Here is a 13,707-nt window from a genome sequence, read left to right as displayed (position 1 = left end):
CGCCATCATCGCCGCGCCGGGACCTGTAGTGCAAACGGCAGGGACGGGCATGACGCCTGCGCAGGGTGCGAGAAGCCTTTCGACCTTGCGCACGCTCTCGGCCTGTCCTAGGCCAGTTCCCGCATAAGTGCGCATCGCTGAAGTCTTGAGGGAGCCGACATGACCATTCGCAACACCCGCACCGGGGGCCAGATCCTGATCGATCAGCTCGTCGCCCAGGGTGTCGAGCGCGTCACCTGCGTGCCGGGTGAGAGCTATCTGGCGGCCCTCGATGCGCTGCATGACAGCCCGATCGACGTCGTGATCTGCCGTGCCGAAGGCGGGGCGGCGATGATGGCGGAGGCCTATGGCAAGCTCACGGGCCGGCCCGGAATCTGCTTCGTCACCCGCGGCCCCGGTGCCACCAATGCCAGCCACGGCGTCCACATCGCGATGCAGGATTCGACGCCGATGATCCTGTTCGTCGGCCAGGTCGACACCGGCATGCGCGAGCGCGAGGCGTTCCAGGAGCTCGACTACAAGGCGGTGTTCGGCTCGATGGCGAAATGGGCGGTCGAGATCGATCGTCCCGACCGCATTCCGGAGCTGGTGGCGCGCGCCTTCCGCGTCGCCATGCAGGGCCGCCCCGGTCCCGTCGTGATCGCGCTGCCGGAGAACATGCTGACCGAGACCGCGGCCGTTGCCGATGCCATGCGCATCGAGCCGGCGGTGAGCTGGCCGGCGCCTGCCGATATCGAGAAGCTCGGCGCCATGCTGGCCGGCGCCAAGGCGCCGCTCGTCATTCTCGGCGGCTCGCGCTGGACCGAGGAGGCGACCAAGAGCATCGCGCGCTTCGCCGAGCGGTTCGACCTGCCGGTCGCGACCTCGTTCCGCCGGGCTTCGCTGATCGATGCCGACCATTCGCACTATGCCGGCGACCTCGGCATCGGGCCGAGCCCGGGCCTGAAGGCGCGCATCGACAATGCCGACGTTCTCCTGCTGGTCGGCGGCCGCATGTCGGAGATGCCGTCCTCGTCCTATACGCTGCTCGACATTCCCAATCCGAAGCAGAAGCTGATCCATGTGCATCCGGGCTCCGAAGAGCTCGGCCGCATCTATCAGCCGGCGCTGGCGATCCAGGCCACGCCGGCCGCCTTCGCCGCTGCCGTCGAGACGCTGAAGCCTTCCGGCGCGGTGGCGTGGAAGGGCGAAGCCGCCAAGGCGCATGCCGATTATCTGGCCTGGACCGGGAAGGCGCGCGAGCTGCCGGGCAGGTTCCAGTACGGCGAGGTCATGACCTGGCTGCGCGACCGCCTGCCCAAGGACGCGATCGTCTGCAACGGCGCCGGCAATTATGCCGGCTGGATTCACCGCCATCACCGCTTCCACAGCTTTGCCGCCCAGCTCGCACCGACCTCGGGCTCGATGGGCTATGGCGTGCCGGCTGGCGTGCTCGCCAAGCGGCAATATCCGGATCGGGTCGTCGTCGCGTTTGCGGGCGACGGCTGCTTCCTGATGAACGGCCAGGAATTCGCCACCGCCGTGCAATACGACGCGCCGCTCGTCGTCATCATCGTCGACAATGCGCAATACGGCACCATTCGCATGCATCAGGAGCGCGACTATCCCGGCCGCGTCGTCGGCACCCAGCTGAAGAACCCGGACTTTGCGATGTACGCGAAGGCGTTCGGCGGCCATGGCGAGCGTGTCGAGCGCACCGAAGAGTTCGCGCCCGCCTTCGAGCGCGCGCTCGCTTCGGGCAAGCCGTCGATCCTCCATTGCATCATCGATCCCAGGGCGATCTCGGTTGGCAAGGATTTTACGCCCGCAGTGAAGGCTTAAAGCGATGCCGGCCGGCCGCCACGTCGCCATCATCGGAGCCGGCGCGGTCGGCGTGATCAGCGCGATCGAGGCGCTGCGCGAGGGGCATCGCGTCACGCTGATCGATCCCGGCGACCCGGGCGGCGAACAGGCGGCGAGCTACGGCAATGCCGGCTGGCTGTCGTCGCATTCGGTGATCCCGCCGGCGGAGCCGGGCGTGTGGAAGAAGGTGCCGGGCTATCTGATGGACCCGCTCGGTCCGCTCGCGATCCGCTGGTCCTACTTGCCGAAGGCGCTGCCCTGGCTGATCAAGTACCTGCTCTCGGGCTGGACCGCGGCGCGGGTCGAGACCACGGCGTTCGCGCTGCGCGACCTCTTGAAGGACGCGCCGCTGCTGCACAAGAAGCTCGCGGAAGAAGCCGGCGTCCCCGAATTGATCGAGCGCAACGGCGTGATGCACGTGTTCACCTCGCGCGGCAATTTCGACAACGATCTCGGCTGGCGCCTGCGCAAGAAGGTCGGCGTCGAATGGCTGGAGCTCAATGCCGACGAAATGCGCCAGCGTGAGCCGGACCTGCATCCGCGCTACACCTTTGGCGTGGTGGTGGAGGAAGCCGGCCGCTGCCGCGATCCCGGCGCTTACGTTGGCGCGCTCGCCAATCACGCGATCGCCAGTGGCGCCAAGCACGTGCGCGCCAAGGCGACCGGGCTGAAGCTCAACGGCGGCAAGCTCGTGGCCGTTCTCACCGAGACCGGCGAGATCGCTTGCGATGCCGCTGTGGTCGCGGCCGGTGCCCGCTCGAAGCAGCTCACTGCGTCGATCGGCGATCCCCTCCCGCTCGAAACCGAGCGCGGCTATCATGTCGTGATCGAGAATCCGGAAGTAGGTCCGCGCAGCTCGATGATGGCCTCCGACGCCAAGCTTGTGGTGAACTGGACCAACAAGGGCCTGCGCGCCGCCGGCACGGTCGAGATCGCCGGCTTGGAAGCCGCGCCGAACTGGAAGCGCGCCGAGATCCTGCGCAACCACCTCGTCGGCATGTTCCCGAAGCTGCCGAAGGACATTCCGGCCTCGCGCGTCAAGACCTGGTTCGGCCATCGCCCGAGCATGCCGGACGGACGTCCCTGCATCGGCTACGCGCGCGCCTCGCGCGACATCGTCTATGCGTTCGGCCATGGCCATGTCGGCCTGGTCGGCTCGGCCCGCACCGGTCGTCTCGTCGCCCAGCTCGTGAGCGGCAAGGCGCCGGAAATTCCGCTCGCGCCGTTCGCGCCCGATCGTTTCCTCTGAGAGCAAGGTGAAATCGTCCCAAGTCCTGGAGTGAGACCATGAGACTATCCGGCAAGGTCGCGGCCATCACCGGCGCGGCGCGCGGCATCGGCAAGGCCTGCGCGAAGAGGTTTTTGGACGACGGCGTCAAGGTCGTCATTTCCGACGTCGATGCCGAAGGCCTCGCCGCCACGGCCGCCGAGCTTGGCCGGCCGAATGCGTTGCGCACGATCGTCGGCAACGTCGCCAAGCGCGCGGACGTCGATCAGCTGGTCGCGACCGCGGTGAAGGAGTTCGGCCGGCTCGACATCATGGTCAACAATGCCGGCGTCGCCCGCAACCGCGACATCCTCGACATCACCGAAGAGGAATTCGACGAGATCATCGGCATCAATTTGAAGGGCGCGTTCTTCGGCGTGCAGGCGGCGGCGAGGCAGATGATCGCGCAAGGCGGCGGCGGGGTCATCATCAACATGTCCTCGGTGAATGCGCTGCTGGCGATCCCGGCGCTGGCGACCTACGCGATGTCGAAGGGCGGCATGAAGCAGCTCACCTCCGTCGCGGCCGTCGCACTCGCTCCCCACAACATCCGCGTCGTCGCGGTCGGGCCGGGCACGATTCTGACCGACATGGTGGCGTCGTCCATCTACACCTCGGAGGACGCCCGCAAGACCGTGATGTCACGAACGCCCGCCGGCCGCGGCGGCGAGCCGAGCGAGGTCGCCTCCGTCGTGGCGTTCCTGGCCAGCGACGATGCGTCGTACATCACCGGGCAGACGATCTATCCGGATGGCGGCCGGCTGGTCCTGAACTACACGGTGCCGGTGAAGGAAAAGTAGGGGGCGAGGTCGCTCCACATTCGCTGTCATCGCCCGGCTTGACCGGGCGATCCAGTATTCCAGAGGCGCGCGTTGGAGATCTCGCTCTCGCCACATTCGCCGCGGCGTACTGGATGCCCCGCCTGCGCGGGGCATGACAGCGGTGTTTGTGTTGGGCTGCGAAGCCTCACTCGGCCGCAACGGTGATCCCGTAACCCAGCCGCTTCGAAATGCTCTCCGCGCACTCGCGCAGGGCATGCGCGATCGGGCTGTCCCAGCGGGCATCAAACGTGCCTTCCGGGCCCATCGCGGTGATGACCAGCGCGACGTGGCCGGAATGGTCGAACACCGGCGCGGAGAACGCGTTGACGCCGGGCAGGGGATCGCCGAGCGCACGGGCGAGGCCGTGCTTGCGCACCTCAGCGAGCATCTCGGCCACTTTGGTACCCTTCACGGCGCGCTTCGGGTTGTAGCCGACGCCATGGCGGTCGAGGCCGCTGTCGAGCGCGGCGCTGATCGTCTTCTCCGGCAGGAAGGCCGCGAACGCGCGGCCGGTCGCGGTCTCCAGCAGTGCCATCACCGAGCCGACGCGCATCACGATGTGCACCGGCTGGGCGGGCTCTTCGAGCTGCACCACGGTCGGGCCGTGCGTGCCCCAGACCGCGAGCGAGACGGCGTGGCCGATCTGGCTCGCGAGGCCCGAGATCTTGGGACGCGCGATGCGCACGCCGGAGAGGCGGCGCAGGCTGATCAGGCCGAGCTCCAGCGCAAGTGCGCCGATCTCGTAGCGGCCGGTGGTCTCGTCCTGCTCGATCAGGCCGATGCGCGAGAAGCTGGCGAGATAGGGATGCGCCTTGGCCGGCGTCATGCCGGCTTCGCGGGCGAGATCGCGCAGCATCATCGGCTCGCCGCTCCGGGCGAGCGCGCGAAGCAATTCGCCGCCGACCTCGATCGACTGGATGCCGCGGCTCTCTCTCTTCATGCGCCTCTAAGCCTGGCTTACGCCGCGTCGCGCTTGGCGGCGCTGTCGGCAAGATGTCTGCCGGCAATGTAGCCGAAGGTCAGCGCCGGCCCAAGCGTGATGCCGGCGCCGGGATAATTGCCGCCCATGATGCTCGCCATGTCGTTGCCGGCTGCATAGAGGCCGGGGATCACCCGGCCCTCGGCGTCGAGCGCCCGCGCGTTCTCGTCGGTGACGATGCCGGCATAGGTGCCGAGATCGCCGATCACCATCTTGATGGCGTAGAACGGACCATTCTCGATCGGCGCCACGCAGGGGTTGGGGCCGTGCAGCGCATCGCCCTGGTAGCGGTTATAGGCTTTTGAACCTTTGCCGAAGGCGGCGTCGTGACCTTGCGACGCCGTCGCATTGAATTGCTTGACCGTCTCGGTGAACGCCTTCGCATCGATGCCGGCCTTGGCGGCCAACGCTTCCAGCGTGCCGCCGCGCATGAGATAGCCGGTCCTCAAATGGTGACCCAGCGGCATCGGGAAGGGCGGCACGCATCCGAGGCCGTATTTCCGCAACGTCTTGTGATCGCAGACGAGATAGGCGGCGATCTCCTCGCCGGGCTTGGCCGCCTTGATCATGGCCTGGACGAAGTCGTGATAGGAATTGCCCTCGTTGGCAAAGCGCCTGCCGTCGCGCATCACCGCGATCACGCCGGGTTTGGCGCGATCGATGAAATGCGGCATCACGCCCTTGGAGCCGTCCTTGCGCGTGGTCAGCGACACCGGCACCCACGCCGCCGCGTTTGGCAGGCGATTCTCGACATGTCCGCCGGCGCTCTCGGCAAGCCGCAGGCCGTCGCCCGTGTTGCCGATGGGGCCGGGCGAAAAATGCTCCTTGCCGGTCGGTGCGTGCGGGAACATTTTCTTGCGACGTTCGACATCGTGCGGGAAGCCGCCGCAGGCGAGCACGACGCCCTGCCGTGCGCGGACACGCACCTCGCGTCCCTCGCGCGACACGATCGCACCGGTCACCGCGCCGTTCTCGACCGTCAGCTCGCGCACCGGGGAGGACAGCCACATCGGAATCTTCAGATCCTGCGCGGATTTCGCGAGCCGCCCCGCAAGCGCATTGCCGTTGGTCAAGGTCATGCCGCGGCCGTAGCGCAGCACGTCCATCAGATGCCGCGATAGCCGCTTGGCGACATAGACCGCCGAGGTCAGCGACTTCGTCACGCGCATGAAGTGAATGATCTCCTTGCCGCTTCCGAGCATCATGCCGAACACGGTGAGCTCGGGCAGGGGCATGCCCAACGTCTTGATCTGGTCGCCGAGCTCGCGGCCATCGAACGGGCGCGTCACCATGGAGCGGCCACCCTGCGCGCCGCCGGGCGCTTCGGCGTGGTAGTCCGGGAACACCAGCGGCATGTCGAAGCGCAGTGCCGTCTTGGTGGTGAAGAAATCGACGGCTTCAGGACCGGCGCTCAGGAAGGCATCGACGCGTGCCGCGTCGTAATTGTTGCCGGCCTCGTGCCGCAAGTAGGTGCGGGCCTGCTCCGGCGACTCCTCGATGCCGTAGGCCTTCGCCAGCGAGGTGCCGGGGATCCACAGCCAGCCGCCGGAGCGGGCCGTGGTGCCGCCGAAGCGCGGTTCCTTTTCCACGATCAGCACGTCGAGGCCGCGATAACGCGCGGTGATCGCGGCCGACATGCCGGAGCAACCCGATCCGGCCACGAGCACGTCGCACTCGTAAGTCTCCATGGCGCCATGCTCGTTGCCAGCCATATCGGGCCTCACTTTTTCAGGAGCGGACACTTGGATTCGGAGATCGGGCGGAAGGCGTCCTCGCCCTTCACGGTCTTGACGATGTCCAGATAATCCCACGGCTCCTTGGACTGCTCGGGCGACTTCACCTTGGCGAGATACATGTCGCGGATGACACGGCCGTCCTCGCGCAACTTGCCGCCGTGGACGAAGATATCCTCGATCGGCAGCTCGCGCATCTTCGCCATCACCTTGGCGGAATCGTCGGTGCCGGCCGCCTTGATCGCCTTGAGATAATGCAGCACCGAGCCGTAGACGCCGGTCTGGATCATCGTCGGCATCACCTTGGTGCGCTCGTAGAACTTCTTGGACCAGGCGCGGGTGGCCTCGTCCATGGCCCAGTAGGACGCAGTGGTCATGTAAGTGCCCTGCGCGGCCTTGAGGCCGATGGCGTGCACGTCGGTGTCGAACATCAAGAGGCCGACCAGCTTCTGGCCGCCCTGGACCAGGCCGAACTCGCCGGATTGCTTGATGGCGTTATCGGTGTCCTGGCCGGCATTGGCGAAGGCGACCACGTCGGACTTCGAGCTCTGCGCCTGCAGCGCGAAGGAGGAGAAGTCCGCGGTGTTGGTCGGATGCTTGACGCCGCCGAGCACCTTGCCGCCCATCTCGTTGATGAAGCGGGTTGCGTCCTTCTCGAGCTGCTGGCCGAAAGCGTAGTCCGCGGTGATGAAGTACCAGGACTTGCCGCCCTCCTTGATCACGGCGGACGCGGTCACCTTCGACAGCGCATAGGTGTCGTAGGTGAAGTGCACGGTGTTCGGGCTGCACAGCTCGTCGGTCAGCGAGCTCGCGCCGGGGCCGGAGAGCAGCGCGATCTTGCCGCGCTCGCGCACCATGTTGTGGACGGCGATCGCGATGCCGGAATTGGGGATGTCGACGACGGCGTCGACCTTGCCGTTGTCGAACCAGCCGCGCACGATCTGCACGCCGACGTCGGTCTTCATCTGGTGGTCCGCGCTGATGATCTCGATCGGCTTGCCGAGCACGGTCGGCCCGAATTCCTCCACGGCCATCTTGGCGGCCTCGACCGAGCCCGGCCCGGAGTTGTCGCGGCCCCAGCTCGACAGATCCGTCAGCACGCCGATCCGCACCACGTCGTCGGAGACTTGCGCGGTCGCCGCCGATGTCATGGCTGCTGAAGTCATGGCCGCGAGCATGGTGCAGGCCAGGAGCCCTCTCATTGTCGTTTCCTCTCTCTTATTGGCCGCTTGGTGCGGCAGGGTCGTTTTGTGGAGGTAAATTAGATATTGGCGAATGAGTTTGTCAATGGCGAATAAGGGGGCGGAATGGGTTCCACGATAGTTGGGCAACGTCGCGCAGGGAGCGCTAATGCATCAACACCCGTCATTGCGAGCGAAGCGAAGCAATCCAGAATCTCTCCGCGGAGGCAGTCTGGATTGCTTCGTCGCAAGGGCTCCTCGCAATGACGGGTGTCGGAGCGGCGGCACCGGACGCTCTCGCGTCCCGGACGCGCTGCAGCGCTCTAGCGCTGCTGCGCAGAGCCGGGACCCAGCAGGCCGCGCAACTCGCAGCGACATGGGCCCCGGCTCTGCAGCGCATCACTTCGTGCTGCGCAGCGTCCGGGGCACGCGAGCGACCAAGTGCGCGGGCAGGTTGCAACCCTGACCCTGATTATTCATGATGCCCACCGGAATCGTTGGGGCAGGGCATGACGACAGCAATGGGGGTCTCCGCTTCCGCGGAGAGATCGACGACGGCGCATGTGGTGTGGGCGAGTGCGCTCGGCACCGCCATCGAGTGGTACGATTTCCTGATCTACGGCACGGCGGCGGCTCTCGTTTTCAACAAGCTGTTCTTCCCGAGCTTCGATCCCTTCGTCGGCACGCTCGCGGCATTCTCGACCTATGCGGTCGGCTTCGTCGCGCGGCCGATCGGCGGCGCGATCATCGGGCATTACGGCGACCGGCTCGGCCGCAAGACCATGCTGGTCGCGACCATGATCGCGATGGGGCTCGGCACCTTCCTGATCGGCTGCCTGCCGACCTACGATCAGATCGGCGTCTGGGCCCCGATCCTGCTGATCGCCTTGCGCTTCGTCCAGGGCATCGGGCTCGGGGGCGAGTGGAGCGGCGCGGTCGTGATGGTGATTGAGCACGCCGGCAATCGCCGCGGCTTCTACGGCAGCCTGGTGCAGGTCGGCTTTCCCGTCGGCGTCGCCGCCTCCACCGGCATCTTCGCCCTGATGACGAAGCTGCCCGAGGCGGATTTCCTCAGCTGGGGCTGGCGCGTGCCGTTCCTGATCAGCATTCTGCTGGTCGGCGTCGGCTTCATCGTGCGGCTCAAGCTCGCGGAGACGCCTCACTTCAAGGAGATCGTCGAACGCAAGGAGGTGCTGGCGCAACCGGCCCTCGAAGTGCTGCGCCGCGACTGGCGCAGCTTTCTGCTCGCGATCGGGATCACGGTGTCGGAGGTCGGGCTCGCTTATCTCCTCACCGTGTTCACGGTGGTTTACGCGACGACCAAGCTTGGCCTGCCACGGCAGGTGATCCTGGACGCGGTGGTCTATGCCGCGATCGTCGAGTTCGCGACGCTGCCGCTGGCCGGCTGGCTGTCCGACATCTTCGGACGCAAGGCGCTGTACCTGGCCGGCGGCGTGTTCTCGGTGGCGTTGGCGTTCCCGCTGTTCTGGTTCCTCGACACCAAAGAGCCGGCGCTGATCACGCTTGCGCTCGTCGTCACGATGACGCTCACCCATGCGCTGCTGTTCGGGCCGAAGGCCGCGTTCATGCCGGAGCTGTTTCGCACCCAGGTGCGTTACAGCGGTGCCTCGCTCGGCGCCAACGTCGCGGCGGCGTTGAGCGGCGGCTTCTCGCCGCTGATCGCGGCTGCGCTGCTGGCATGGGCCGGATCGTACTGGGCGGTGTCGGTCTATATCGTTGCGCTGTCGGTCATCACGATCCTCGCAACGCTGATGGCGCCGGAGACGGCGCGAGACTCGCTAAGATCCTGAGCGTCGGGACAGGCAAGCCGGATTTGCAGCGTTCGGAAGCACCAGGAAGGTGATCGTTGTCGGCGCGAGCCGAAACGCGCCCGGTGGCGCTACACGTGCCTGAAGCGGCGGCAGCCGGCCATCGTTGCTCAGTGCGAGCGTCTTGCCGTTCAACTGCACCATCGTGCCCTGCAGCCGCGCCGCGTGCAGGATGTATCGCTCGGTGGAAACCGGCAGCGATAGCGTGCGCGCTGTGTTGCGGGACGTGTTGATTGCGAGCAGCGACACCGCACCTGCCTTGTCGGGATGGCAATGCGCATAAAGATGGAGATCGCGCGGAGCAGACTTGCCTGCGTCGAGCACGATCGTTCCCATCAGCCGGCGCCACAGCAGCGCGGCCCAATAGCTTGGCCGCGGCCGGAACGTCGTTTCCTCGAGCAGGCCGTAATCGCTGGCGGCCAGCGTGTTGTGCATCACCACCTGCACGCCGGCCTTCGCCAGGCGTCCGAGCTGGTCGAGATAGCGGAACGTGTCCAGAAAAGTCCGGTCCCATAAGCCGCCGCCGCAGGCAGCATCAGCCGTCTCGGTCAGCCAGATCGGCTTGCCCGGCTCGAATGCGTCGCGCAGGGCCTGGTAGGTCGCGCGTGTCGTATCCGTGCGGCCCAGCCATTGCTCCGAGAGGGCTTGCGCCGGATCGTCCTGCCCGCCGCAGCGCGGCGAGATCGTGTTGTAATGGTGATAGGAAAACCGATCGACGCCGGGACCGGATGCGGCAAGCAGATCGCGCGTGGTGAGCCCCGCCCCGGATGGCGACGGTGGATCGCCGGCCGAGCCCGGGCCGAGGATCAGCGTCTCCGGTGCGGCGCGCCGCATCCAATCGCGAAAGACCTTGAAGTCGCGGCCATAGGCGGCCGCGTCATAGCCGGCCGGTGCACCGTTCGTCGCCGCGAGCGTCGGCTCGTTCATGAATTCGGCGGCGGCGATGCGGCCACCGAGCGCGCGCGTCGCCTCGATCAGCTGCTGCGCCTGGTCCGGCGTCCAGGTGCCGTGGGCATCGCGGCTGCCGGGGCTGATCGCAAAGGAGGTGACGATCTCTGCATCGACCGCACGCGCGAACTCCACGACGCCGCGCCATTGCGCCCGGCTGAGCACCGAGCTGAATCCCGGCGGCGGCTGTCCCGGCGCCTCCGCAAAGACCGTCGCATTGGCCCAGGTGCCGCTGACGCGCAGATAGGCCGGCGACAACGCCGCCGCGAGCCGGCGTAGCCGCCCATTGGCAAGGTCGATCGGCGGGCGCGCGCTGTAACGATCCCGTTGGTCGAAGGCGCGTGCGGTTCGCGGATAAGGTGTCCAGAACCGCCCGCCGGTCACCTCCACCATTTCGATATTGTAGGACTGAAAGCGCGCATCGACCTTTCCGATCGGCGTCAGTCCGGCGGGCGAGATGGCGATGTCGTCGGCCTGCGCCGCACAGGCCGTTGCGGCGGCGAGCAGGGCAATCGCGCCGGCCGCGAGACCGGCCGGCCGCGGTCGGGACCCTGGTCTGTGGTGTGCTGCCGCCTGGTACGCCATGCGCGTTGCCCGGTGCCACAAGGCCGGAGGCAATCTGGCCTTCCCTTCGACCCGGCTATTTTATCCCTATTTTACCTTGCCGTTGCCGCCGAGAGCGTGCGGGCCCGGCGGACCACCCATGGGGACAAAAAAATTTTGCAGGCCCCTCTTGAAACCGGTTGCCGGTTTTCTAAGTCGTTTTTCGCCGCGAGAGCGGTGTGCCGGATGCCAGATCGGGTCCGGCACGGGCGCCGGGCAGGTCTTTCGGACCCGTCTGAATTCCCGCCTTGCGCTCCTTCGTATCCATCTTGCTCTTTGGAGGACTTGGTTATGAGGACCAGTTTTGACTTCGCGCCCCTGTGGCGATCCACCATCGGCTTCGACCACCTCGCCGACCTCGTCGACAGCACGCTGCGCCAGGCGACCGAGGACAATTATCCCCCCTACAACATCGAGCGTTCCGGCGAAGATCACTACCGGATCAGCCTTGCGGTAGCGGGGTTCGGCGTTAACGACATCACCGTGACGGCCGAACAGAACGCGCTCACCATCGAGGGCAAGAAGCCCGAGACCGCCGCGCGCGAATATCTGTACCAGGGCATCGCCGCGCGTCCGTTCCGGCGCGTGTTCAACCTTGCCGACTACGTCCAGGTGAAACAGGCCTCGTTCCAGGACGGGCTCCTGATCATCGACCTCGTCCGCGAGGTTCCGGAAGCCATGAAGCCGCGCCGCATTCAGATTGCGGGCGGCGCTCCCGCGGCATCGCAGATCGAGCAGAAGAAGGCAGCCTGAGCGCTCGCATGAACGTCAAGCGGGACGGCGGCGATGTGGCGCCGCCGTCTCCTCGCCAACAAGCCGTCCCCCTGGAAAGGAGCATGTGGGAGACTTAACCGATGACCAACGTGAATACCGGTTCCGGCACTCTCAATCCGCTGTTTCATCCTGCCGCCCACTACGATTCGCCCGCCGACGTCCTGAATGCCGAAGAGCTCGCTTCGCCCGAGAAGCGCGTCATCCTGTCGTCCTGGGCATCGGACATGTACGCGGTCGAATCCTGTCCCGCCTTGCGCGAGATTCCCGGCATGAGCCACACGGTCCGGCTCGCCGACATTCTGGCCGCCTTGCGCAAGCTCGACAGCGACAACGATAATGACGACCCGCCGCGCGGCGGCGGCGTGCCGATGCGGCTGCGGCGGCCATGGGCCGCCGCAGAAGGGCGGGCGGCATGATGGTCACGCCCACCGTCCTCGCCCTCGTGCTGCTCGGCCAGGCCGCGGCAGCCTGGACCGTCCCGTTTCTGGTCCTGCAGGGCACGATCGTCGCGTCAGGCGACGAAGGCTGAAGCCACGGTTTCGAATATCCCCACAATACAAGCGGCAGGGTGACGATGATGAATGCTGTGCGTCTCTTGTTCCTGGCCTTGCTGATGCTGACGCTCACGGCATCGCAGCCTGCCGCCGGCCAGATTCCGGATCTGAAGACCGGTGGCCCGGTGCCGACCCTGGCGCCGCTGGTGCGCCAGGTGACGCCCGCCGTGGTCAATATCTCCGTGCACGGCCGCGTGCGCGAGGACAACCCGCTCTATCGCGATCCGCTCTTTCGCGAGTTCTTCGACGTTCCCCGGCAGATCGAGAAGGAGGTCAATGCAACCGGCTCCGGGGTGATCGTCGATGCCCAGCGCGGCTATGTGCTGACCAACAATCACGTGGTCGAAGGCACCTCCGCCGTTCAGATCACGACCAAGGACGGCCGGCAGTTTTCCGCCAAGGTCATCGGCCGTGATCCGCCGACGGATGTCGCGGTGCTCCAGGTCCAGAACCCGGTCGGGCTCAAGGCGCTTGCCTTCGGCGACAGCGACGGGCTCGATGTCGGGGATTTCGTCCTTGCGATCGGCAATCCCTTCGGCCTCGGCCAGACCGTGACCTCGGGGCTCGTCAGCGCGCTGGGCCGCACCGGCCTCGGCAAGCAGGGCTATGAGGATTTCATCCAGACCGACGCGGCGATCAATCCCGGCAATTCCGGTGGCGCGCTGGTCAGCCTGCGCGGCGAGCTCGTCGGCATCAACTCGGCGATCATCTCGCCCGCGGGCGGCAATGTCGGCATCGGCTTTGCCATTCCGGTCAATATGGCGCGCAAGGTGATGGAGCAGATCATCGTGAGCGGCCGCGTCGAGCGCGGCCGCATCGGCGTTTCGCTGAAGGACCTGCATCCGTCGGTCAACAAGGGATTGAATCAGGGCGCCGTCATCGCCGAGATCGCGGCGGATTCGCCCGCGGAGAAGGCAGGCTTGCGCAAGGGTGACATCGTGACCGGTGCCGACGACCGCCCGATCCGCACCGCCGCCCAGCTCCGCAACACGATCGGCCTCGCGCGGGTCGGCGAGGACGTGAAGCTCACGCTGCTGCGCAATGGTGCGCCGTTCACCGCCACCGTCAGAGTGGCGCCGGCAGCCGAGCCGAGCCGCGCGCTCGCAGGCCCCAATCGCCTCGTCCGCTGAAACGAATGCGCCGACGAACCGCGGAAGCGGTTCGCCCCCTGCGTCG

At 66.7% G+C, this 13,707-nt stretch carries 11 protein-coding genes; 7 read left to right on the top strand and 4 right to left on the bottom strand.

Annotation, left to right across the window (positions count from 1 at the left end; genetic code table 11):
- Positions 1-159 precede the first annotated feature (159 nt).
- The 3 genes from ACNJYD_RS29805 to ACNJYD_RS29795 are packed head-to-tail and all read left to right on the top strand — an operon-like array spanning position 160 to position 3,909.
- Positions 160-1,821 carry a thiamine pyrophosphate-binding protein gene (locus ACNJYD_RS29805; RefSeq protein WP_212254470.1) on the top strand — a complete coding sequence of 554 codons (1,662 nt, stop codon included), beginning with the start codon at positions 160-162 and terminating at the stop codon, positions 1,819-1,821.
- A gap of 4 nt (positions 1,822-1,825) precedes the next feature.
- Entirely contained in the window at positions 1,826-3,091 is a 1,266-nt protein-coding gene (locus ACNJYD_RS29800; RefSeq protein WP_212254471.1) for an NAD(P)/FAD-dependent oxidoreductase, read from the top strand.
- 38 nt (positions 3,092-3,129) lie between these two features.
- Positions 3,130-3,909: an SDR family NAD(P)-dependent oxidoreductase gene (locus ACNJYD_RS29795; RefSeq protein ID WP_439364123.1), complete on the top strand. Its 780-nt coding sequence runs from the start codon at positions 3,130-3,132 to the stop codon at positions 3,907-3,909.
- Between the two features lie 166 nt (positions 3,910-4,075).
- Here the strand turns inward: ACNJYD_RS29795 and ACNJYD_RS29790 are convergent, their stop codons facing one another.
- From ACNJYD_RS29790 to ACNJYD_RS29780, 3 genes are read right to left on the bottom strand one after another with little or no spacing between them, the layout of a single operon-like run.
- Complete coding sequence (locus ACNJYD_RS29790; RefSeq protein WP_212254473.1) at positions 4,076-4,870, bottom strand: IclR family transcriptional regulator; 795 nt, start codon at positions 4,868-4,870, stop codon at positions 4,076-4,078.
- Between the two features lie 17 nt (positions 4,871-4,887).
- Positions 4,888-6,621 (bottom strand): FAD-dependent oxidoreductase, encoded by a 1,734-nt coding sequence (locus ACNJYD_RS29785; protein ID WP_439364122.1) that lies wholly within the window; start codon positions 6,619-6,621, stop codon positions 4,888-4,890.
- 8 nt (positions 6,622-6,629) lie between these two features.
- Entirely contained in the window at positions 6,630-7,844 is a 1,215-nt protein-coding gene (locus ACNJYD_RS29780) for an ABC transporter substrate-binding protein (RefSeq protein WP_212254475.1), read from the bottom strand.
- Between the two features lie 488 nt (positions 7,845-8,332).
- On the opposite strand from ACNJYD_RS29780, the gene ACNJYD_RS29775 reads away from it, so the two are divergent.
- Complete coding sequence (locus tag ACNJYD_RS29775) at positions 8,333-9,634, top strand: MFS transporter (protein ID WP_212254476.1); 1,302 nt, start codon at positions 8,333-8,335, stop codon at positions 9,632-9,634.
- On the opposite strand, the gene ACNJYD_RS29770 is transcribed toward ACNJYD_RS29775, so the two are convergent.
- Positions 9,623-11,185 carry a hypothetical protein gene (locus tag ACNJYD_RS29770; RefSeq protein ID WP_439364121.1) on the bottom strand — a complete coding sequence of 521 codons (1,563 nt, stop codon included), beginning with the start codon at positions 11,183-11,185 and terminating at the stop codon, positions 9,623-9,625. The genes ACNJYD_RS29775 and ACNJYD_RS29770 overlap by 12 nt on opposite strands.
- Before the next feature lie 309 nt (positions 11,186-11,494).
- Between ACNJYD_RS29770 and ACNJYD_RS29765 the strand changes: the two genes are divergently transcribed.
- The 3 genes from ACNJYD_RS29765 (at position 11,495) to ACNJYD_RS29755 (ending at position 13,661) form a co-directional block, all read left to right on the top strand.
- A complete protein-coding gene (locus tag ACNJYD_RS29765) occupies positions 11,495-11,956 on the top strand; it encodes an Hsp20 family protein (RefSeq protein ID WP_439364120.1) in 462 nt (153 codons plus the stop codon).
- 101 nt (positions 11,957-12,057) lie between these two features.
- Positions 12,058-12,393, top strand: coding sequence for a hypothetical protein (locus tag ACNJYD_RS29760; RefSeq protein ID WP_439364119.1), 336 nt, complete (start codon positions 12,058-12,060; stop codon positions 12,391-12,393).
- Between the two features lie 161 nt (positions 12,394-12,554).
- Positions 12,555-13,661, top strand: a complete 1,107-nt coding sequence (locus ACNJYD_RS29755) for a trypsin-like peptidase domain-containing protein (RefSeq protein WP_439364118.1) — start codon at positions 12,555-12,557, stop codon at positions 13,659-13,661.
- Positions 13,662-13,707: the final 46 nt, after the last annotated feature.

This window comes from Bradyrhizobium sp. SPXBL-02 (genome assembly GCF_051853065.1).
GTDB lineage: Bacteria > Pseudomonadota > Alphaproteobacteria > Rhizobiales > Xanthobacteraceae > Bradyrhizobium.
Note: the sequence above shows the minus strand (reverse complement) of the source record. Positions and strands in the feature narration are given on the sequence as shown.